The organism is Chthonobacter albigriseus, assembly GCF_013839445.1.
GTDB classification, from domain to species: domain Bacteria; phylum Pseudomonadota; class Alphaproteobacteria; order Rhizobiales; family Pleomorphomonadaceae; genus Chthonobacter; species Chthonobacter albigriseus.
This window is the reverse complement of record NZ_JACDIT010000001.1, coordinates 952,732-972,657: the sequence shown is the minus strand read 5'-3', so window position 1 is coordinate 972,657 and position 19,926 is coordinate 952,732. Positions and strand designations below refer to the sequence as shown.

General features: G+C 66.2%; 22 protein-coding genes and 1 pseudogene. 4 read left to right on the top strand and 19 right to left on the bottom strand.

Annotation, left to right across the window (positions count from 1 at the left end; genetic code table 11):
- Window positions 1-8 precede the first annotated feature (8 nt).
- From HZ321_RS04315 to HZ321_RS04240, 17 genes and pseudogenes are all read right to left on the bottom strand, one after another.
- Complete coding sequence (locus tag HZ321_RS04315) at window positions 9-389, bottom strand: hypothetical protein (protein ID WP_181700551.1); 381 nt, start codon at window positions 387-389, stop codon at window positions 9-11.
- Window positions 386-2,578: a hypothetical protein gene (locus HZ321_RS04310; RefSeq protein ID WP_181700549.1), complete on the bottom strand. Its 2,193-nt coding sequence runs from the start codon at window positions 2,576-2,578 to the stop codon at window positions 386-388. Before HZ321_RS04310 ends, HZ321_RS04315 begins: the two co-directional genes overlap by 4 nt.
- A gap of 1 nt (window position 2,579) precedes the next feature.
- Window positions 2,580-4,964 (bottom strand): hypothetical protein, encoded by a 2,385-nt coding sequence (locus tag HZ321_RS04305; RefSeq protein ID WP_181700547.1) that lies wholly within the window; start codon window positions 4,962-4,964, stop codon window positions 2,580-2,582.
- Complete coding sequence (locus HZ321_RS04300) at window positions 4,964-5,359, bottom strand: hypothetical protein (protein ID WP_181700545.1); 396 nt, start codon at window positions 5,357-5,359, stop codon at window positions 4,964-4,966. Before HZ321_RS04300 ends, HZ321_RS04305 begins: the two co-directional genes overlap by 1 nt.
- A 322-nt stretch (window positions 5,360-5,681) precedes the next feature.
- Complete coding sequence (locus HZ321_RS04295) at window positions 5,682-5,924, bottom strand: hypothetical protein (RefSeq protein ID WP_181700543.1); 243 nt, start codon at window positions 5,922-5,924, stop codon at window positions 5,682-5,684.
- Window positions 5,921-6,391, bottom strand: a complete 471-nt coding sequence (locus tag HZ321_RS04290; RefSeq protein WP_244635564.1) for a DUF5681 domain-containing protein — start codon at window positions 6,389-6,391, stop codon at window positions 5,921-5,923. Before HZ321_RS04290 ends, HZ321_RS04295 begins: the two co-directional genes overlap by 4 nt.
- Before the next feature lie 180 nt (window positions 6,392-6,571).
- Window positions 6,572-7,006 (bottom strand): RuvC family protein, encoded by a 435-nt coding sequence (locus tag HZ321_RS04285; protein ID WP_194303952.1) that lies wholly within the window; start codon window positions 7,004-7,006, stop codon window positions 6,572-6,574.
- 146 nt (window positions 7,007-7,152) lie between these two features.
- Window positions 7,153-8,286: an AAA family ATPase gene (locus tag HZ321_RS04280; protein ID WP_181700541.1), complete on the bottom strand. Its 1,134-nt coding sequence runs from the start codon at window positions 8,284-8,286 to the stop codon at window positions 7,153-7,155.
- Window positions 8,283-8,570, bottom strand: a complete 288-nt coding sequence (locus HZ321_RS04275; protein WP_181700539.1) for a hypothetical protein — start codon at window positions 8,568-8,570, stop codon at window positions 8,283-8,285. Before HZ321_RS04275 ends, HZ321_RS04280 begins: the two co-directional genes overlap by 4 nt.
- Complete coding sequence (locus HZ321_RS04270; protein ID WP_181700537.1) at window positions 8,567-8,776, bottom strand: hypothetical protein; 210 nt, start codon at window positions 8,774-8,776, stop codon at window positions 8,567-8,569. The genes HZ321_RS04275 and HZ321_RS04270 overlap by 4 nt, the downstream gene beginning before the upstream one ends.
- Complete coding sequence (locus tag HZ321_RS04265) at window positions 8,773-8,955, bottom strand: helix-turn-helix transcriptional regulator (protein WP_181700535.1); 183 nt, start codon at window positions 8,953-8,955, stop codon at window positions 8,773-8,775. Before HZ321_RS04265 ends, HZ321_RS04270 begins: the two co-directional genes overlap by 4 nt.
- A 140-nt stretch (window positions 8,956-9,095) precedes the next feature.
- Window positions 9,096-9,851 (bottom strand): hypothetical protein, encoded by a 756-nt coding sequence (locus tag HZ321_RS04260; protein ID WP_181700533.1) that lies wholly within the window; start codon window positions 9,849-9,851, stop codon window positions 9,096-9,098.
- 92 nt (window positions 9,852-9,943) lie between these two features.
- A complete protein-coding gene (locus HZ321_RS04255) occupies window positions 9,944-11,140 on the bottom strand; it encodes a tyrosine-type recombinase/integrase (RefSeq protein WP_181700531.1) in 1,197 nt (398 codons plus the stop codon).
- A gap of 203 nt (window positions 11,141-11,343) precedes the next feature.
- Window positions 11,344-11,486, bottom strand: a pseudogene (locus tag HZ321_RS21980) (transposase); the annotation flags it as partial.
- A 235-nt stretch (window positions 11,487-11,721) separates the two neighbouring features.
- A complete protein-coding gene (locus tag HZ321_RS04250) occupies window positions 11,722-12,219 on the bottom strand; it encodes a cytochrome b (protein ID WP_181700529.1) in 498 nt (165 codons plus the stop codon).
- A 44-nt stretch (window positions 12,220-12,263) separates the two neighbouring features.
- The gene (locus HZ321_RS04245) at window positions 12,264-13,592 is read right to left on the bottom strand and encodes a sensor histidine kinase (protein ID WP_181700527.1); all 1,329 of its coding nucleotides are present in this window, start codon (window positions 13,590-13,592) and stop codon (window positions 12,264-12,266) included.
- Window positions 13,589-14,248: a response regulator gene (locus HZ321_RS04240; RefSeq protein WP_181700525.1), complete on the bottom strand. Its 660-nt coding sequence runs from the start codon at window positions 14,246-14,248 to the stop codon at window positions 13,589-13,591. Before HZ321_RS04240 ends, HZ321_RS04245 begins: the two co-directional genes overlap by 4 nt.
- A 134-nt stretch (window positions 14,249-14,382) precedes the next feature.
- Between HZ321_RS04240 and HZ321_RS21610 the strand changes: the two genes are divergently transcribed.
- From HZ321_RS21610 to HZ321_RS04220, 4 genes are read left to right on the top strand one after another with little or no spacing between them, the layout of a single operon-like run.
- Window positions 14,383-14,838, top strand: a complete 456-nt coding sequence (locus tag HZ321_RS21610) for a PepSY domain-containing protein (RefSeq protein WP_181700523.1) — start codon at window positions 14,383-14,385, stop codon at window positions 14,836-14,838.
- 34 nt (window positions 14,839-14,872) lie between these two features.
- Window positions 14,873-15,343 (top strand): DUF2271 domain-containing protein, encoded by a 471-nt coding sequence (locus tag HZ321_RS04230; protein ID WP_181700521.1) that lies wholly within the window; start codon window positions 14,873-14,875, stop codon window positions 15,341-15,343.
- Window positions 15,344-15,357: 14 nt separating this feature from the next.
- On the top strand, window positions 15,358-17,568 hold the full coding sequence (locus tag HZ321_RS04225; protein ID WP_181700519.1) for a PepSY domain-containing protein: 2,211 nt from the start codon (window positions 15,358-15,360) through the stop codon (window positions 17,566-17,568).
- Window positions 17,549-18,550, top strand: coding sequence for an FAD:protein FMN transferase (locus HZ321_RS04220; RefSeq protein ID WP_244635562.1), 1,002 nt, complete (start codon window positions 17,549-17,551; stop codon window positions 18,548-18,550). The genes HZ321_RS04225 and HZ321_RS04220 overlap by 20 nt, the downstream gene beginning before the upstream one ends.
- A 129-nt stretch (window positions 18,551-18,679) precedes the next feature.
- Here HZ321_RS04220 and HZ321_RS04215 read toward each other — a convergent pair whose 3' ends face one another.
- Together HZ321_RS04215 and HZ321_RS04210 are read right to left on the bottom strand one after the other, a co-directional pair.
- A complete protein-coding gene (locus tag HZ321_RS04215) occupies window positions 18,680-19,147 on the bottom strand; it encodes a cupin domain-containing protein (RefSeq protein WP_181700517.1) in 468 nt (155 codons plus the stop codon).
- Between the two features lie 106 nt (window positions 19,148-19,253).
- Window positions 19,254-19,883, bottom strand: a complete 630-nt coding sequence (locus HZ321_RS04210) for an ImmA/IrrE family metallo-endopeptidase (RefSeq protein WP_181700515.1) — start codon at window positions 19,881-19,883, stop codon at window positions 19,254-19,256.
- Between the last annotated feature and the right edge of the window lie 43 nt (window positions 19,884-19,926).

The following is a 19,926-nucleotide window of genomic DNA, read 5'->3' as shown; positions in this document are numbered from 1 at the left end:
ACCGGCTTCTAGTTCAACCTTCCACTCGCTGGCGACGGTCCGGTGACGCTACCCGGGCTGCTCTCGAAATACCGCTGAAGCTTGCCGGCAAGCCGGTCCAGTCCGGTTTTCATCCTGGTCGCGGCGACGACATCGATTCTGTCTTGAACAACGCCGATTAGGAACGCTTCCGAGCACCGGGACACGAACCAGAGAAGCGCCATGACATCGTCGGGGCTCTCGCCTTCGGCGGTCATCATGGCATCGCACACCGTCTCAAACTCGCTCGCCAGCGCATCGCCATAGAGGGACAGCGATCCGTCCTGGTTCCGTCCGACCACCGAGTTCATGCGGTCGGTAATCTCCAACATCCGGCTCAACAGTTCGGCCGGGCGCTCGCCTTCCGTCATCGTCTATCCCCCTTGCTACGTCCCGCCTGATACGTGCCCACCGCCGCACCACTCGCCATCACGTTAGCCAGGACGCGGGCTATCGCCTCGTTACCGGGAATGACGCGACTTGCATCCGTGAGAAGGTCCATCGTTGCAGAGGCGTTCGGGCCGCGTCGCTGCGTCAGCACCTCCACGATATCGCGGTAGACCTCGTCCTTGCGCCGCAGCTTGTCCTGTGGCGTGCGGCCGGACAGGATTTGCGCAATCCGCTGCACGGCGTTGACCGGCTTTCCTTCAGCAAGCGTGCCGATGACACCCGGCGCCTGCATATCCTCCACCATCCTGTCGGCAGCCTGACGGGCGAAGGTGGCAGAGTTCCGAGACGTGCCGGCGCGGAGTTCGATGGCGCGCGACGCCTGGTCCAGCTGTTCGAACAGGCGGGGCGCCTGGTCACCAAGGATCAGGGACAGCTTGTCCCGAGCGGCGCGGCTGGACAGATCACGAAGGCCGCGCGTCGCTTCGCGGGCCTCAATGTTCGGATCGGACGCGGCGCGGGTCACGTTGGACAGCACCTCGTCAATCTGCGAGCGGACACCCTGTCGGACGGCTGCAAGTTCGGCCTGCGACATGCCCCTGATTTCCTCTGCAGCGGCGTCGCGCGTCACGGACGGGGATAGGAGCCCGGAACCGAATTCGGTCGCCTGTGAGGCTCTAATCGGAATTGCGGCGGTATCCAGGGCCTGCCCGTACTCAGGGACAGCCGAGCGCAGCGCGGTTCGAATGTCGCGGGCAAGGTTGCCATAGGCGCGGCCAACGTCCGTCTGTCCACCGAGGGCGCCCATCCCATCGCCAGACTTAGCCACGTCCCGTAGGGCGCGGGTCACATAGTCGAGTTGCCGAACGTCCGGCATCCGCATGTAGGACACCGTACCGTCGTCCGCGACGCTGGCGAGTATCTGTGCCGACTCCTGCCCTTCCAGCGCCATCAACTCGTTTGCCTTATTGAGCACGGCACGGGGAACGCGGCGCATCAGGCTTTCAACCTGCCGGCCGGCATCGCTGGCGTAGTCGATTGGCGCCGAATAGGCAGCGTCATAGGCTGCAGAGCGGGCGGGCTGCGAACCCTGCCTGATAGCGGCCTTCGTGGTCTCTACGCCTTGCGGGCGCCCCAACGTGTCGTCGAGGGCGGAAGTCATCCGCTGGTTTGCGCGGGCGGCTCTCGCCTCCACCGCTTCGTTGCCTACCCGTGCGGCCGTGCCGCCTCGCTGCATAGCCGTGTCGAGGAGCTGCCGAGCTGCCGGGCCTGCGTCGGCAAGCATGGCGTCGTCACCGGCCGATGCGATGTTGCGAGCACCGGAGCCGTTGAATGCGCCATCGGCGTTGAATGTCTCAATCAGCGTATCAGCGGCGGGCCTAGTGATGCCGGCGGCTGCCAGGTCGCGGTTGATGGTGGCGTTGTCGAGGATGTAGCGACCACCACGGCGGAGCCCTTCACCGACGACAGGGAGAGCGGCACCAGCCGCACCACCGATCATCGCGCCCATGCCAGCCTGCGAAAGCCGGTCATCGAGGCCGCTGCCGGCGCCGAAACCCTCAAGGGCTCCGTACCCTACACCAGCGCCCGCACCGGCTGCGATCCGACCAGCCAGGGGCAAGCCCTGCGATGCGGCAACGCCGCCGGCCAGCAAGGGCGCTTGTGTCACGGCGCCGGCAACCTGCCCCACCGTCGAGGCGAGCGGATGTTCGGTCCGCTGCCTGTCCAGTTCCTGCCGCTGGACTTCCTGCGACAGCGCATAGCTGTCACCGAAGGACGAATTACCGAGCGCGGCGTCCGTAGCACCCTTGAGCGCAGACACCGCCTCGTCACCGTAAGCGGAGCTGACACCCTGAAACACCGGCATAGCGGCGCGGCCGGCGGCACCCATCCCGCCCGTCTCGCCACGTTGCCGCAAGGCGGTCATCGCCACTGCGTTGTCGCGCTCCGATGCATTCGGGTCGCGGGCAACTCTCACGTCCGGCTTGTCGGACACGTAGGACTGTCCGTCCGATCCGTGGATGATGACACCGGGCGGGGGCGCGGGTTGGACATAGCCGGTTTGCCCCCCGATCAGCCCACGCTTTACCGCCTCGTCATAGAGCGGCTGCAGGTCACTCGGCAGCTTGCCGCGACGGTTCAGTTCCCGAAGGGCCTCGATACGGTCGACCATGTTACTGCCCTCCCTGAAGCACCTTGAGGAGTTCATCGTCACTCATTGTCGAGGGATCGGCCGGCGCGGTCGTCCTCGCACCTGTCGAGGGCAAGGCACCACCCAGGACGCTGCGAAGCTGCGGCGTCATGATCGACCGGCTATCGACTTGGCTAAGTCTCTTGCGGGCGTCGGCGGCGCTGATTTCCTCGCTCTCAAAGGCGGTCACAATCTGCGCACGTTCCACGTTGAGCGCGGCCTTTGACTTCATCATCTCGGCAATCAGACGGTTCGCAGCCGGGTCGTTAGAGAGGCGCGGCAGGCTGTCCAACATGCCCTGATACTCAATATCCGACGTTGCGCCGGAGCCGGGCGTGCGAAGGCTTGGCGCGACACGCTTCACAATGGATTGGAACGCATCGCCTGCGGTCGAAAAGCCCTTGAACATCTCAGCCAGGCGACCTTGGATCGGGCCTTGCGGCGCGACCGTCAGAAGCTCATCGAGGAGCTGGAAATCCTGCACAAGCGCACCGGAGGTCATCCCGGCGTCCTTCAGCACGGACCACCGCTCGCCCTCCTTCTCGCCAAGCTTGTTTCGCAGCTTGCCGTCCGCGCCATTCTCGCCAGCGACGTTGACGTTCGTAGTGGCACGAGCCGGGCCGAACGTCGGCTTGCCATCCGGCCCGATAAAAGCCGGAATGTCGCCGCTTACGCCGTAGCCTTGCCGCTCCTCCGGCGTCATCGGGCGATAACCACTCGGAAGATCCTTCGGCGTGATATCGCGGGCCTGTCCGTTCTCAATGGAGACCAGCCGGCCATTCAGTTCGCGGACTTCCGGTTTCTGGTTCGGCTTGTCGCTGAAGTCGGCAATCACTTGGTACGTGGTCGGGTCGATCAGCCGGCCATTCACCTCGATAGGCTGTTTCGGCTGCGAGGCTGCGAGCTGCTGCTCGTACATCATCATCGCCATTTGCCGGGTCTCAGGCGCGGCGGACGGGTCCGACAGGGCAGCAATGACAGCCGGGTCAATCCCGCCATTACCACGGGGCGCGGGCTCCCGTGTCTGCATCGGGGCGGGCTGCCCCATAGGCGGCTGCTGAGGCTGCATCTGCGGCGCGGCCTGCATCTGCCCCGACATTGCGGCGGGCGGCTGCATAGAGGGCTGCGAGGGCATCGGGGCGGGCGCCTGCGGGGTCTGTGCAAGGCTACTGGGCGCAGGGGCAGACGATGCGGGCGGCTGCTGCTGCGAGGCGTTGCCTGCGAGAAGCTTTGCAATCGTCTCACGGGGCGAACCACCCAAGAACGCGGCGGCTGCGGCCGGGGCAAGTGTGGCACCCTCGCCGAGCCCTGCAGCGGCTCCTACACGGCCGTTCGACGGGTCGTAGTTCATCCCGGCCACCGAAGCGGACGCGGGCGTCTGTATGGCCGCCTGCGGCGAAGGCGTAGCACCCTGCGGCGCCGGCTCGCGGATACCCACGGCATCGAACGCGCGCTCGACAGCAGCGCGGGGCGTAGCGGAATAGCCCATCGCAGTTTCAGGGGAAGCCGGGGCACTGCCACCCGAGCCACCCTTGCGCGCTGCCCAAGTCTTGAAGTCGCCGACCGTCATGCCATCCAGGAATCGGTTCGCCCGAATTACGTCGTCGGAGACGATCGAGGTGAGGCGCGTTGTATCAGGCTCACGCAGCACCATCGGGCCGTCGCCAGCGCCGAGGAAGTGCATCGCGTAGAGCGTGTCATTGTCGACCGGGAGACGGTTGCCCGTCAGGATCTTCGCATTCTGGTCCGTGAATGCGCGGATGGCGCGCTCTTGCTGGTTCGGATCGAGCCGGCCATCCGGAGTCAAGCCAAGGTCGGGGTTGGCGCGGGCAAGGTCGTTCCACGTCCCTTCCGTAAACTGATAGCGCCCCGTCGCCGTCGAGTTCGGGTTCTTCGCAGCATCGTTGCCGCTGCTCTCTGCCGAGCGGATCGAGGCGTAATAGCTGTCTGGAATGCCGCTGCCGTAACCGCTTTCAGCAGAGGTTCGGCCTGGCATCGCGTCGCGTCCAACGTGCGAACCGTTGTTCAGCGCGTCCGACCATCCGGACGTGTCTGTGGAAGCGCTTTTCGTATGTGGCGTGTCACCGAGGCGGGGCTTGCTCGACGCGGCGCCAAACAGACCCTCGCGAAGCTTCTGGTCCGCAGCCATGTTCGCGGCTTCGGCCTTGTCGGCTTTCGAGTTCTTGTAGGCACCGGCGAGTGCAGATGCCACGCGAGCTGCGCCCTGCGTCCAGTGTGCGACCGGCGAGAAGTCGACACCCTTCGCCATCATCGCCTCTGCGATCTGTCGTTCCCGCGCGATCTGTTCCGGCGTCTTTTTGGAGCCGCCAGCGCCCCAAACGAACGGCGTCGTCGTATCCGTAGCCATCAGCGCCCACCTCCGAAGATGCGAGAAAATGCCCCGGCAAGCGCTTCGCGGATTGTTGGGGCGCTCGGCTTGGTGAACAGCGTCAGATCGGTCGGGCGACCGGCTGCATGGTTCACGGCGTTGGCTGCCACCGCTGCCTGTCCGTGTCGTGCCGTTTCGGCCTGGTCGAACTTGTGCTGGCGATAGGCAGCGGCCGCATTGTTCGCGACGCGAGCAAGACCCTGAAGCGGATCGGCAACGGGCGAGAAGTCGAGCGAGTTCTCGGGGCGGTGCGACTGGTGCGGCGGCACCAGCAACGGCACGGCCGGGGCACCACCCGGGACCGGGTCACCGAGCTTGCCCAGGCCCGGAAGCGGGGCGGCGGTAAGTCCATTGATCGGCTGCAGGCGGCGCATCAGCGGGCCTCCTCAGAGAACACCCGTTCCTCACGCCTGGCGTCACGGACCTCACGCAACACCGCCTGCCGGACTAGCTCCGATACGGTCGTGCATCGATGCGTCGCCACCTCGGACAGAACCTCGCTGAAGCCGTGCGGCACTCGGACGTGAAGCAGCTCGTTAAACCGTTGTCGCACGGGAGAGTTCCTAATTTAATCCTCTCCATTCTGCCACATCGGCCCGTGCACACAACGTTATTACGTTGTTATTACATGGCAGTTGCTCGCGCTTCACACACCTACACACGGCAGCGAACACTGGCATACACAGTTAGACATGATCACTTTTCCGTGAACTGCTCGTTCATCTGCTTAGGGCTGACAAACACTATTGTAATCAGCTCATGAATGCTCGGGTCGTAGGGTCGACCCAGTCGCGTCTCTAGGGCTGCGATTTCGCGGGCCGTGTCGGCCTCTATCGTGTCCCGGTCCGCGAAGATCATGACGTAGTGTTTGGCGGCTCGGTCGCGCCGCTCTAACTCGTCCAGGCGCTGCGATAGGGCTTTGGAAAGCGTACGGTTCATCGTGCCTCCTCCAACTTGCGTATGCGGGCCTCAAACTCGGTCACTTCGATAATGCGTGCATGCGTATCCAGCAGCTTGGATATCTCGCCAGCTTCACCGGGCGTGAGTTCACCGGCGGCAACGGCAGCCAGAAGCGCGGCGGACGCCTTGCTTGCGTCCTCAACCGTGGTGATCGTCGGAAGCTCGAACGAGACGGGCCGATCCTTGCGGGGAGGGATGAGCCGTTCCAGGCAAAGCCGCATCGCCACCATGTCGCCGCCGAATGCCTTCTCAATGGCAAGCCCGGTTAGGGACTGCGCCGCTTCATCGATCAGTGCTTCCGCTATGCGGGTCGCACGGTGCCGCGTCCCCTTTGCCATGCCGGCCGGGTTGCCGGAGTAGCCAGGCTTGAAACGTCCGCGTTCGTCGCGGCCTTCCTGTTTTTGCCCTACGTTGACAGGATCGTCATTGAGGTCATCGGTCGTCATTCGTGGTCCTCATTTCGGGGAGCAATAGGCGCGTAGAAGTCCATCCAGAACGCCACATCGGACGGCTTAGGTGCTGTTTTCGATTTGCAGACTCGCTGACGGGCTTCTGCCTTCCAGGCCCGCTGCGTACCGGCCAAGCTCTCGCTTGCCGCCAGTGAGTCAGATTTTGGAAAAGACGGCCTATCTGTCATTGCGGATACCCCACAGAGCCATCAGGGCGGCTTCAGCTCGTCCGTGATCTTTCTTCCGGGCAAAGGTCGTGGCGTGTGCCGGCCATGTCTCGATTGCCCGTTGCCGGCCGACTTCCTTGTCGGCGCCGATGCCAGCCTCACGCTTCCACTTGGCCGGCGTTACCCACTGGACGGGCACCGAACAGGCACCGAGGACGCCTGCGACGGTTCCGAGCGATTGCCCGAACCGGAACATCGAGGAGACACCTTGGCCGGGCATGGCGTTGACGGCTTCCAGGATGGACCGCTCCGGAGAGAGGCGACGGACGATGGCAGCGAGGTTGGCAGCGTCGATCCGGCGTTGCGTGCCAGTTCCGATTAACGGGAGGTCGCCAACCTCCACAATGGCGCCGGAAGCGTCGAGGACGGCATAGGCGCCGGACAAGCCGGGGTCGATGGCAAGAACAGTTCGGGGCGTAACAGGCGTAACAATCGTAACACCCCCTATGGGGGGTGTGTTTACGTGTGTTACGGCCTTGCCCGTAACAGCCGTCACAGATGTTACACCTGTTACACTTGTTACGGTCGGGTTCATGCAAGCCATATCCAGGTATCCCCCTCTATGTCCGCTGAGTGCGCTAGATGACGATTTGCCGCCTGCGATACCGCACGACTGAACGCCATCTTCCGAGCCGTGTGATTGTCGGCAGGATGACGGCTGACGAACTCATCGCGGAGCAAATCGCGGCGGATCGCCTTGACCTTCGGCCCGTCTGCGTACGGGCGGATATCCTCGCCATGATCAACGAGGGCATTCGTCAGCGCCGACGTGAACAGCTTCAGAGAAGCCGGGACAGTTCGGGCTCTAGCCTTCGTTGCAACCTCGGTTCCGAACGCAACATCCGTAACGTTCTCGACCACGCACGTTGTTACGGGCTCGCCATCGGCATCCCTGCCCACTTCGACGGTCTTCAGATCGAAGCTGAAGGACAGGTTGTCCGCACCTTCCTTGGACTTGACGAGGCGGACAGTCCGCACGCCAGCGTCGACCGAGATGCACCATTCCGCGTCCGCCGCACCGTGCAGCGCGGACGAACCGCGCATGCCGGAGTCGACGTTCTTGCCGCTGTGATGAACCGCGATAACGGTGCACCCGAGGGCGCGGGCAAGCTTGTCGCAGTTGGCGACGAAGATGCCCATTTCCCGGCTAGAGTTCTCGTCCAGCCCTGGAATGGTGCGGGCGAGCGTATCGATCACCACGACACCCGGCGACCAGCCGAGCGTCTTCGCCTGCGTCCGGACATCCGTGATCAGGGATGCAATGTCCTTGTCCGCCGTACCGAGGTCGGGAGCGGCCGACACCAATGCGAACGGCGCATCAGTGATGCCGAGTTCGTCACGGGCGGCGACGACGCGACGCTTGAACCCCTCGCCAGCTTCAGCTGCGATGTATACGACACCGGCCGGGCGGGATCTCTTGCCGGCGAACATCATGCCACTGGCGAGACACAGAACGGCGTGCAGTGCCAGGAAGCTCTTGCCCGATCCGGGCGGGCCGTAGATCACGGAAAGCCCGGTTGCGGGGAGCAAGTCGCGAATGTGCCACGCGGGTAAGGCCGGCGCGGCGATCGATGCCAGCGGCTCGAGCCGGAAGCGAGGAGTTGGAGGCGACGCCTTTGGCGGGGCAACCGGATCGTCGGCCCAAAAGGCAGCTACGTCGTTCATCGCGTCGCCTCCAGAATGGCGGCGCCGATCGCGGACAGCACCCGCTGTGCGACTTCCTCCGTTATAGTGTCCGGAAAACCCCGGCGTCGGCCATCAGACAGGGCGAACATCGCCGTGTCGTGCATCCATTCATCGAGCCCCTGCATCGCGCGCTCGGCTGACTGGTGAGCATCGATGCGGGCGTGTTCCCGGTTTGCTTCGGTCCGGCGCGGCTGCGTTCCCTGGTAAGCTTCAAGGAACGCGCTGTGCCGCATGCGGCTGTCGAAAGAGGTGTGCATGTTCACGAGCGCACCCCCATCATGACTGCCAAGCCGGCAAGTTCCGCGATCAGCGCGGCATGAGCGGGCGTGATGGAAAACCGCGCCATCAGGTGCCGGGCTGCGAGCGGGAAATCTTGAGATTGTGAGGCAGCCGCGATAAGGTTCGAACCAGATCCGCCAAGATCGTAATTCGAGCCCTCGCCTGCGACATGCGGGCGGGGGTTCATCATTTAAGAGGCCCCCCCGACACGAGCCGTTCGAGGTCCGCTCGCAAGATCACCGAGCGACCACCCACTTTGCGGATGGACAGCTTATTCTCTTTCGCGAGGTCGTAGATTTTCCAGCGGCTCACGCCGATGAAGCTTGCGGCATCGTTGATCCGCAGTGCGAAGGCTTCAGACTTAGTCATTCCGACCGTCCTACTCTTAGGATCACACCGCCTATACAGTAAGCCGGTGTGGGTCCTTGTTTGCGACGGTTCGAGATTGCCTGCCTTAGCTTGATTGGACCAGTTACAGACCCCCAACTAGCTAGGGGGTGGGTCTGTCATCAATACCAGCTTGGCATTCCGGGAGGCTCGATTAGCTGGATTTCAGGCGGGTTGGCGAGCATCGACCGCAACTGCGAGGCGAAGCTGGTATCTGACGTTTGCCCAACATCTTCCCAAGCAACGGCACAGTAACGAAGGAATGGGTTGAGTTCCTTGTCCGTGCTTTTCCCCGGCATCTTCCCTGTGAGACTCAGCCATCCTTGGGCCATGTGTAAAACGAACGCCTGCTTTGCTGGTTCGCCAGGGTTATTCCGTCCAGTGGAGACACGGATCCCTTCCACCTCCATAACCGACACTATCTCGGCACAGATCCGTTGCGCTTCGATTAGTACCCGAGCCCTTTCGGCGGCTGCGTTCCAAGTCTCAACAGGGTTCGCAGCCGGATCGGCCTTAGCCGCTATGATCGAAAGCGGACGCTGCAAAACAGATGGGTTGTCGCCGGCGGCATGGTGCGGGCTCAATCTATTGAGAAGGTCTGCAAGTTCACGCGAGGCTTTCCTGGCCGGTGTCTCGATGTAATCAAGTTCAGTCTTGTAAGCGGATATTCTGTCGACGCCGTCGATTGCGTATCGGGTGGCGACTTCAAGCGCGCGTCTGGCAAAGCGTGTTGCGCTGTCTATGCTCGTCCATTGGGGACTAAGTTTCGGATGCCGTCCGCTTCCGTTGGCAAGCGCCATAACGATCGCATCGATCTTCGGCTTGTGCGTGCCGTCTTCGATCGCCTCAAGCCTTGCCACTGCCTCTGCAACATTCATCGCGAGCACCTTCGCGGCACCTGTCGGGTCGCAGGGGAAACCGAGGGTGCGTCTCGGCTTGTCGGCTGGCCGGCCTATCCCCTGCGAACTGGTTATGCCTTCCGGATCGGCACGACCTTGTCGGCGCCTTTCGGCTCAATGTATCCAGCCCACGCGATCATCAGCGCGCGGCGCTTTTCCAGGGCATCACCACGGCGGTAAGCCCGTTCGGTCTGGTCTCCGACGACGTGAGCGAGCGCGGCCTCTGCAATCTCGCGCGGGAAGGTCGACACCTCGCCACACCAATCGCGAAATGACGAACGGAAGCCATGCACGGTCACGTCGGAACCCATCCGCCGCAACACCATGTCCAGCGCCATGACGGACAACGGCTTGCCGCGACGGCTGCCAGGAAAGACGTAGCCGGCGGGGTCATCACCGAGCTTCGCCATCTCCTTCAGGATCGTCACAGCACGGGCTGAGAGCGGCACACGATGTTCGCGGCCTGCCTTCATCCGCCCGGCCGGGACGGTCCACACCTTGGCGTCGAGGTCGAATTCCCGCCATGTTGCCCCACGGACTTCGCCAGACCTGGAAGCGCAGATGATAACGAATTCCAGTGCCAACGCCGCGACGCCGTCGCGCTCACGTAGACGGGCGATGAAGGCGGGCACGTCCTGGTACGGCATGGCCGCGTGATGTCCACGCGTGAGCTTGTGTCGCTTCGGCAGTAGGTTCGCCAGATGCCCACGCCATGCGGCCGGGTTCTCTCCGTTGCGGTGCCCTTGCGCCTTGGCTGCATTCAGTACGCGTTCGATGCGACCACGGACGCGGGACGCGGTCTCCGGTTTCGTTGACCAGATCGGTTTGAGCACCGACAACACGTCCTCGGTCGTCACTTCCGAGACCAGCTTGTCACGGATCGGCTTGGCGTACTCGGTAAGCGTCATCGTCCATTGCGCGATGTGCTTGGCGTTCCGGAACTGCGGCTTCATCGCTTCGATGTAGTCATCAGCGGCCTTACCGAACGTAGGAATGTCGGCCGGCTTCTCATCTCGTGCCTTGATCGGGTCGACACCTTCACGGACCAGCTTGCGAGCCGCATCGGCCAACTCACGGGCGCGGGCAAGTGGCACGTCACGAGCCGAGCCGAGCCCCATCTCGCGACGCTTACCGTTCCAAGTGAAATAGAGAAGCCAACGGCGGCGTTCGTCTGTGACGACGAGGTACAAGCCGTCTCCGTCAGCGTGCTTGCCGTCACCAGCCGTCGCGACCGTCCGTGCACTCAGTCTCTTTGCCGCCCGCGCCATATCGGCCCCACTCTCGACCCCACTTGCGTTGCCTATTTATAGCAAACAACCTAACACAGTGGCAACTAAGCGAGCGCACGGTTGGGCGGTTTTCTGCTCGCTAATCAAACGTCGGCGATCATTCACAAACGCCAGTATGGCGGACTCCTTCTCCGCCATGTTCCGCGTTGTCCATGCCGGACACGGGTGACGGCTTGTTCCGATCACCGGGGTGACAACCTCCTGCTGAACGGGTTGTCGAGTGGCTGCAGGGTCCTCTGCTCGAGGTCCACATATCCCGGATCGCAGTGCGCGTAGGAGACGAGCCAGAGGCCCCGTCGGCCCGCTTGATGCCGAGCCTCTGCCCGCCCTCCGGTGCACGAAGCCATCCGCAGCGGAACGCGTCGCGCGCCCGGCGCGCCCAGAGGAGGCTCACCCGTGAAAAGGTGGCCTCCTGGGTTTTCCGCCTCAACGATCCGATGCCGATGTAACCCGCCCAAGGGCCGCGGCGACTCCGTGGACAAGGCAGGAGACATGGACACGCCTGGAGGCGAGCCATGGCGACCGCCGCGCCGCCAGTGCCGGGGAGTCGAAGCCTGCCGTCATCCGCGCCCCGGGCGGAGCATGCGCTTCAATGTCTCGTCGCGCAGCACGACGGCGTGGAACAGGGCAGCGCCGGCGTGGATCGCGATCAGCACGATGAACACGGGCTTGGAGACCTCGTGGATCTCGCCCCATGGGTCGCCGAGATAGAAGCCCATCAGCCCGGTCACCGGAACGAGGACGAGGAGCAGGTAGAAGAGATGGTGCAGGCCGGCGGCGATCTTGGTCGAAAGACCCTCGCCGATGGCATCGGGAGCGCCGGTGCGGATCCGGACCAGGAGGCGGACTGCGACCAACGCGAGGATCGCGATGCCGACCCAGTAGTGGGCGCTCGCCATCGTCTGGTCGACGGCGGACAGCGCCTCGCCCTCCTCGGCGGCCTCGACCGCCTCGGCCATGCTCTCCCCGAAGACGAGCTGGAAGAGGACAAGGGCGGCGATCGCCCAGTGGAGCACGATCTGGGTAAGCGAGTACCCGGTTCTGGTTGCGGTCTGCATGGTCGGCTTCTCCGATGAAGCCCGCCGGAAACGCGGCGGACGGGTTAGGCGAGCCTGAGACGGACTTCGGCGGCAAAGCCGACCGTTCGTCCCGGCGCGGGGGAATGAAGAACGAGGCGTGTTCCGGCGCCGCGTGCGATGGCATCGACGATGGCGAGGCCAAGGCCGGTGCCGTCGGCTGTGGTCGAACCCCGTTCGAAGGGCCGCACGAGTCGCACAAGCCGGTCCGGCGGCACCACGGGGCCGCCGTTCGTCACCGTCAGCCGGCCGTCCGGATCGAGCCGGATCGTCACGGGGTCGCCCACGGCACCATGCTTCAGGGCGTTCTCAACAAGATTTCGGACCAGGATCGACAAGGCGTCCGGATCCATCCGCGTGACGACCGGCCCCGCAGGCGGTTCCCAGGTCGGACGTCGGTCGGGGGCGGCTGCCCGGACGAGGTCCTCGCAGACCAGCCGGACGATCGGCACCGCGTCGACGGGCGTCTCGGCGAGGAGGCGTCCGCCTTCGGCCTTGGCGAGCTGCATCAGCTTCTCGGCGAGCCGGGCGAGCGTCTTCAACGTCGTCTCGATCTGCCGGGCGCGTGCGGTGACCCGCTCGTCCTCAGTTTCGGCGAGAAGGCGCTGGGTCTGCGCGAGCGCACCGGCGATCGGCGTCCGCAATTCGTGTGCGCTGTTGGCCGTGAAGCTTCGCTCGGCTTCCAGCGTCCGCCGCAGCCGCTCCATCAGATGGTTGACCGCCGCCGCGATCGGCTCAATCTCGCTTGGCATCGACCGGGCGGGGAGCGGCGTCAGGTCGCCCGTCCCGCGCGCCTCGATGTCGCCGCAGAGCCGGCGGATCGGACGCATCCCGGTCCGCACCAGCAGCCACACACCGCCGAAGGAGAAAGGGATCAGCAGAGCGAGCGGCATCGCCAGGGCTTCGGCGGCTTCGTGCGCCGCCTCGCGCCGAACGCTCCAGGGCTCAGCCAGCAGGATCGTCAGCGAACCCTGGAGCGCCGGCTCGGCATAGATCCGGTGCGCCGGTGTCATGGAGAAGCCGGGCGGCGCTTCGGCTGGGAAGATCGCCGGATCGGCGTCGTGCGAGGCGAGGATGACGGTGCCCGTCTCGTCTCGGACAACGTAGGTCAGCAGTTCGTCATGCGGACGGACGGAGGCGACACGCTGGAGATCGTCGGGGTCGCGGTCGATGATCTCCATCACGGCGAGCGGCAGGATCCGCTGGGCGGTCTCCTGGATCGCGCTGTCGAACACCTCGTCCATCTCGTGGCGCATCACGGTGTAGGCCGTGCCGGCCGCCGTCGCCCAGACCAGGGCGAGGCCCACGGAAAGCGCGAACGCCAGCCGCGCCTGCAGGCTGCGGAGCGCGATCATGCCGCCCCCAGCTTGTATCCGAGCCCGCGGACGGTTTCGATCGCCGCGGCCCCCAGCTTCTTGCGCAGCCGGCTGACGTGGACCTCGATGGTGTTGCTGTCGACCTCCTGATCGAAGGCGTAGAGCCGTTCCTCGAGCTGCGGCTTGGACAGGATCATGCCGGGGCGCTGGACGAAGGCTTCGAACAGCGCCCACTCCCGGGCCGTGAGCGGAACCGGCGAGCCCGACCGGCGAACCGCCTTGGCGGCGAGATCCACGGAGAGCGTGCCGACGGTGACGAGCGGGTTCGGGTTGCCGTGATAGCGCCGGGAGACGGCGGCGAGCCGGGCGGTCAGTTCGTCGAGGTCGAAAGGCTTCACGAGATAGTCGTCGGCACCCGCGTTCAGGCCACCGATGCGGTCGGAGATCTGGTCCAAGGCGGTCAGGATGACGACGGGCGTGACGTCGCCCCCCGCCCGGAGCGCCTTCAGGAAATCGAGGCCGCGGCCGTCCGGCAGCATCAGGTCGAGCAGGATGAGTTCGTAGGGCGCGGCGCGCACATGGTCGCGGGCCGCGTCGAGCCGGGTCACCCAGTCGACGGAATGACCGCCGTCCGCCACCTGATCGCGGACAGCCGAGCCCAGGCCAACGTCGTCTTCGATCAAGAGCACGCGCACGGACATCTCCTTCGAGATCTTGTCTGCACCCCGAAGCTGACAGGAAGCTGAAGCGAAATCTGTACGGGCTTCAGCTGACTGTCAGCTTCGACGACCACGGTGCTGCCAGCCGAGACGGCTTGGGAGTGCATGCGATGAAGACGAAGATTCTGATCCTGGCCGCCACCTTCGCCCTGACGGGCGTGGGCGTCGCCCTGGCCGACGACGACGAATGCGAGGCGCGGGTCGGCGAGTGGCAGCCGCGGAGCGCCGTTGTGAAGATGGCGGAGGCCCGTGGCTGGACCGTCCAGCGGATCAAGACGGACGACGGCTGCTACGAGATCCTCTGCACGGACGAGAATGGCCGCCGCTTCGAGGCGATCGTCGATCCGGCGACCCTGCAGGTATTGGCGACCGAGTTCGGCCGCGACGACGACGATCGCGGAAGCGACGGCAGACGCGGCAGTCACGCCGACGACGATGACGATGACGACGACGACCATCACGGGGGACCGGCCGTGCCGCGGAACCGACCTGCGGATCCGGACGCGCCCCTCCCCGACAACGGCCTCTTCAAGGGCAAGGTCCGCCCCAAGGTCCAGGTGCAGTGAGCGCCGACCTGATCCTCAACGCAAGGAACATCCGATGAAGATCCTCACGCCCGCGCTCGCCGCGGCCACGGCCCTCGTTGCGCCCACTCTGGTCGACGCACGCGAGGTCACCTTCGAGACGGTCCTGAAGAACTACGGTGGCGACGGTGCCTACCTCGCCCTCTACGTCGTCGATTCGGCCGGCACCTACCAGGGCACGCTCTGGATGGCGGGGGGCAAGGCGAAGTACTACCGCCACCTCTCCGACTGGCAACGCGCCTCCGGCGGCGCGCTCGCCGAAGTCGACGGCATTACCGGCGCGAGCGTGGGTTCGGGCCGGACGCTCAAGATCACGCTCGATCTCGCCGACACGCTGATCGACGGCGGCTTCGAGGTGCACATCGACACCGCCGTCGAGGACATGCGCGACAACCCCTCCGACGTCGTGGCGCCGCTCACCACGGCGGGCAACGGCAAGCCCGTCGCCGGGCGCGGATACGTCGAGAGCTTCACTTACGCCTTCTGAACCGGACCGAACCCATGTTCCGCACGATCCACTCGATCCCCGGCCTCCTGGCCGCATTCCTCGTCGCCGTGATGGCGGCGGCGGGCGCGGTGCTCTCCGTGAACCCGGCCTTGGAGCGTCTCCAGGTGGCCGTTCCGGCCCGCGGAGAGGTATCCATCGCCGATCTCGCGGGAAGGGTGCAGGCGGCCCTGCCGGGCGTCGAGCGGATCGAGCGCAAACCCTCCGGCCTGCTGGTCGCGACCTGGTTCGACCCGGACCGGCCGGGCATGGCGACCGTCGATCCCCGCACGGGTGCCGTGCTCGGCCCCTATGAGCCGTCGGCCTTCGCCCGCTGGATGACGAACCTCCACCGCAAGCTGTTGCTGGACGACACCGGCCGGATCGCGGTCGGCTTCGGCTCCGCCGCGATGCTGATCCTCACCGTCTCCGGGACGGCGATGCTGGCCCAGCGCCTCGGCGGCTGGCGGCGTCTCTTCGGCCCCATCCGGGGCACCGCGAGCCAGCGGATCCATGGCGAACTCGGCCGCGCGGCCATGGCGGGCCTCGTGCTCTCGACCTTGACCGGTCTCGTCATGTCCCTCTCGGCCTTCGAGTGGCTTCCCGACGGATCGCCCGCCGAAGCCCCGGCCACCGAAGCCTCCGCAGGCCCGGCGCTGCCGGTTGGCGACCTCGCGGCCTTGAAGGCGGTGGACCTCCGCGATCTGCGGGAGCTTTCCTTTCCCTATCCCAACGATCCGACCGACGTCTTCACCCTGACGACCGCGTCGGGCGAGGCGGCCGTCGATCCGGCGACCGGGGCGGTGTTGACCTCCGCGGAGAACGGCGCCTGGCAAACGGCGACCCAGTGGATCTACGCCCTCCACACCGGAGAAGGGCTCTGGTGGCTGGCCCTGGTGCTGGGCGCGAGCTCCGCCGTGGTTCCGGTCCTGACCGGGACCGGCCTCGCCATCTGGGTTGCCCGCCGGCGCGCTCGGCCGCGGATCGCCTGCAACGTCGGCGCCCAGTCCGCCGACACGGTGATCCTGGTCGGCAGCGAGGGCAATACCACCTGGGGCTTTGCCGGAACGCTTCATGCTGCGCTCACCGCCGCCGGTTACCGGGTCCACACCGGAGCGATGAACGACGTCGCCGTCCACCGCCAGGCCGAGCGCCTGATCGTGTTGACGGCGACCTACGGCGACGGCGAAGCGCCCGCCTCCGCGCGCCGGTTCCTGGACCGTCTGGACCGGCTGCCGGTGGCCCCTGCGCCCTCATTCGCCGTGCTCGGCTTCGGCGATCGCGGCTTCGCGCACTATTGCGGCTACGCGGCGGAGGTCGATGCGGCATTGGCCGAATCCGGCGCCACGCGGCTCCTCGATCTCGGGCGGGTCGACCGCCAGTCCGCGCAGGCCTTTGCGCAATGGGGCGCCGAGTTCGGCGCCGTGCTGAACCACGATCTCACTCTCGCCCACGTCCCCGTCCCTCCGAAGACCTGCCGGCTGCGTCTCGTTTCGCGCGAGGACTACGGCCTCGCGGTGGACGCGCCGACCGCCGTCCTGCGCTTCGCGCCGGCCGAACCGGGTCCGTCTCTTCATGCCCGCCTGTTCGGCGCTCGTCTGCCGCGCTTCGAGGCGGGCGACCTCGTCGGCATGCTGGCGCCGGGCAGCACGGTCGCCCGCTTCTATTCGCTCGCCTCCGCGACCCGCGACGGCGTGCTGGAGATCTGCGTCCGCCGCCATCCGGGCGGGCTCTGCTCCAGCTTCCTGACGGACCTGCCCGTCGGAGGCGAGATCGACGCCTTCGTCCGCGCCAACCCCGGCTTCCGTCCCGCTCCAGGCGTGGCCCCGGTGATCCTCGTCGGCGCCGGAACCGGCATCGGCCCGCTCGCCGGCTTCATCCGCCACAACGACGGTCTGCGGCCGATGCACCTCTGGTTCGGCGCCCGCAACCCCGCCTCCGACTTCCTCTATGACCGCGACCTGAAGCGATGGCTCGCCGAGCGGCGCCTGTCCGGCCTGCACACCGCCTTCTCGCGCGTCGCCGATCGCGCCCACGTCCAGGACCGCCTCGCGGCGGACGCCGAGACGGTGCGGGCGCTGGTCGCGAAGGGTGCGCAGGTCATGGTCTGCGGCGGGCGCGACATGGCGGCCGGCGTCGCCGACGCTCTCGGGCAGGTGCTGCGGCCGCTGGGTCTCACCGTCGAGTTGCTGAAGCGGGAGGGCCGCTATGTCGAGGACGTCTACTGACACGGCCGGCGGGGCCCGTCGGGTCAGCCTGAGCGGGCCGACCATGGGCAGCCGCTGGACGGCCGTCTGGTTCGACGACGGCCGCCTCGATCCGATGGAGATCGGTCGAGCGCTCGTCGGCGCGGTCGGGGCGGTCGACGGCCAGATGTCCACCTGGAAGCCGGACTCGGACCTGATGAGGCTGAACCGCGCCGCGGTCGGCTACTGGCACGACGTGCCCGCGAATCTTGCAGTGGTGCTCGCCGCGGCGCTCCGGATCGGGCGGGCGAGCAGCGGCGCCTTCGACATCGGCGTCGGTCGCCTCGTCGCGGATTGGGGTTTCGGCGCCCACGCCGGACGGGTCGACGGGTTGGCGGGCACGAGCGGCCCGCTCGGCATCGACACGCTGGAGATCGACGGCGCCGGACGCCGCGTCCGCAAGCTCGCGCCGATGTCGCTCGACCTTTCCGGCATCGCCAAAGGATTCGGGGTCGACGAACTCGCCGGCGTGCTCGACGAGGCCGGAATCGGCTCCTTCCTCGTCGGCATAGACGGCGAGATGCGCGCTCGGGGCCGCAAGCCGGACGGCGGCGCCTGGTCGCTTGCCGTCGAGCGGCCGGAGCCGGACCGCCGTTCCGTTCATAGCGTCGTCGAGCTGGAGGACTGCGCAATCGCGACTTCCGGTGACTACCGCCATGTCCGCGAGACCGGCGACGGGCGGATCTCCCACACGATCGATCCCCGCACCGGCGGCCCGTCGAGGAACGCCGTCGCCTCGGTCACGGTCCTCGCACCGACCGCCATGGTCGCCGACGCCATGGCGACGGCACTGATGGTCCTCGGTCCGGACGAGGGCACGGCCCTCGCCGAACAACACGGCCTCGACGCCCTCTTCATCCTGCGCGGCGCAGACGGGGCGTTTCAGGAGCGATCGACTCGCCGCTTCGCAGCAACGGACCTCACCGCGACATGCGCCCGTATCGGTGCTGACGGCCACCGCTGAAGACGCCGAGCAGGAAGCGGAAGACGGAACGGAACAGGCCACCCTCCGTCGGCCCGGACCGCGCCGTTGGCCGACTTGTGGAGGAGCTTGGGATCGGGAGCTTTCAGCCCCACATGGCGGCCGGTCGCCTCAGCCGCCGGCGCCCCGCTTCAGGCGGACGGCCAGCGCGATCGGCCCGGGCATCTTCCGCCGGCAGAAGGCGATCTTGCGGACGTGGTCCGGGATCGTCCAGACGGCGGACGTGCCGCCTTCGAAATAGCAGACGTCGCCTGCCGAAAGCACGCGCTCGCTCCCGTCCTCGGCCGTGACATGGACCGAACCGGAGAGGATCAGCACCGTCTCTTCCCAGACGAACTGCCAGCGAAAGCTGCCAGCCGTGCATTCCCACACCCGCGTCTCCGCCAGATCGTCCGCCGCGCGCGAATGAAGGCCGGAGCGCGCCACCGGATTGCCGTCCAGGATCCAGTCGGGATCGATCGGCGCCGGCTCCAGCACGACGTCGTCGAGGCCGGCCGCCACCACCGGACGGGACGGCGCCCGTGCCGGCAGGAAAGCCAGGAAGGCGAGGGCGAGCGGGGTCAGAAGCTTCAGCGGCAAGGTGTGGGTCCCGCGAACGTGCTCGGCGAACCGGGCGGTCGGGCCGGCCGGCGTCCGGATGGAGGAAAGGTCGGCGCGCCGGACGCTCGGTCGGCGCGGATCCCGGTCAGGTCTCCGACCCGGACGGCCGCAGCCCGAAGTTCTTGGCCGGCGGCGGAGTGCCTTTCGGCTTGATGGCCTGGACCGCCCGTGCGTTGCGCAGGATGGCGTCCACGCCCGACGACGTTTCCGACGCCTCCGGCGACAGGGGCAGCGGCGCCGGGGCCGGTGCCGGCTGCACGATGGGCTTGTCGACCTTCTTGGCCGCGCGGTAGAGGCCGAGATGTTCCGACCAGACCTCCACCGCCTGGCGCGGCACGCAATAGAGCGTGGCGAGACGGGCGAAGTCCGGATGGGCCGGCTTGAAGATGCGGCGGAAGCCCTGCTCCGGCACCAGCAGCTCCATGGCCTCGGTCAAGGCGGGATCGCTGCCGAAGTCCGACGCGGTCAACCGGCGCTGGGATTCCAATTCGAACCCGCGCGCCTTCGGATCGGTACGCGGCAGCTTGACCAGCGCTTTGGCGAGTGCGAAGCGGCGCCATTCCAAGCTTTCCCGCTTCTCCAGCCGAACCTCGGTGGAGTTCTCGTCCCACCGGATCATCATGGCGGAATACTTGCCGCGAAGATCTGTCATCGTGACCTTCACGCCGCGAGCAAGTGCGATCGCCTCCAGATTGACGGGTTCGAAGTCGGGCAAGTCAAGGCTCCACTACTGTCTGGTGGATGCCAAACTGGGTTCT

Excerpts from the sequence above, each read along its gene's own strand:
- HZ321_RS04260 (WP_181700533.1), bottom strand. The coding sequence starts at position 9,851 with ATGAATGTTGCAGAGGCAGTGGCAAGGCTTGAGGCGATCGAAGACGGC.
- HZ321_RS04305 (WP_181700547.1), bottom strand. The coding sequence starts at position 4,964 with ATGGCTACGGATACGACGACGCCGTTCGTTTGGGGCGCTGGCGGCTCC.
- HZ321_RS04290 (WP_244635564.1), bottom strand. The coding sequence starts at position 6,391 with ATGACGACCGATGACCTCAATGACGATCCTGTCAACGTAGGGCAAAAA.
- HZ321_RS04300 (WP_181700545.1), bottom strand. The coding sequence starts at position 5,359 with ATGCGCCGCCTGCAGCCGATCAATGGACTTACCGCCGCCCCGCTTCCG.
- HZ321_RS04245 (WP_181700527.1), bottom strand. The coding sequence starts at position 13,592 with ATGATCGCGCTCCGCAGCCTGCAGGCGCGGCTGGCGTTCGCGCTTTCC.
- HZ321_RS04265 (WP_181700535.1), bottom strand. The coding sequence starts at position 8,955 with ATGACTAAGTCTGAAGCCTTCGCACTGCGGATCAACGATGCCGCAAGC.
- HZ321_RS04315 (WP_181700551.1), bottom strand. The coding sequence starts at position 389 with ATGACGGAAGGCGAGCGCCCGGCCGAACTGTTGAGCCGGATGTTGGAG.
- HZ321_RS04295 (WP_181700543.1), bottom strand. The coding sequence starts at position 5,924 with ATGAACCGTACGCTTTCCAAAGCCCTATCGCAGCGCCTGGACGAGTTA.
- HZ321_RS04255 (WP_181700531.1), bottom strand. The coding sequence starts at position 11,140 with ATGGCGCGGGCGGCAAAGAGACTGAGTGCACGGACGGTCGCGACGGCT.
- HZ321_RS04310 (WP_181700549.1), bottom strand. The coding sequence starts at position 2,578 with ATGGTCGACCGTATCGAGGCCCTTCGGGAACTGAACCGTCGCGGCAAG.
- HZ321_RS04220 (WP_244635562.1), top strand. The coding sequence starts at position 17,549 with ATGTCGAGGACGTCTACTGACACGGCCGGCGGGGCCCGTCGGGTCAGC.
- HZ321_RS21610 (WP_181700523.1), top strand. The coding sequence starts at position 14,383 with ATGAAGACGAAGATTCTGATCCTGGCCGCCACCTTCGCCCTGACGGGC.
- HZ321_RS04225 (WP_181700519.1), top strand. The coding sequence starts at position 15,358 with ATGTTCCGCACGATCCACTCGATCCCCGGCCTCCTGGCCGCATTCCTC.
- HZ321_RS04280 (WP_181700541.1), bottom strand. The coding sequence starts at position 8,286 with ATGAACGACGTAGCTGCCTTTTGGGCCGACGATCCGGTTGCCCCGCCA.
- HZ321_RS04250 (WP_181700529.1), bottom strand. The coding sequence starts at position 12,219 with ATGCAGACCGCAACCAGAACCGGGTACTCGCTTACCCAGATCGTGCTC.
- HZ321_RS04230 (WP_181700521.1), top strand. The coding sequence starts at position 14,873 with ATGAAGATCCTCACGCCCGCGCTCGCCGCGGCCACGGCCCTCGTTGCG.
- HZ321_RS04270 (WP_181700537.1), bottom strand. The coding sequence starts at position 8,776 with ATGATGAACCCCCGCCCGCATGTCGCAGGCGAGGGCTCGAATTACGAT.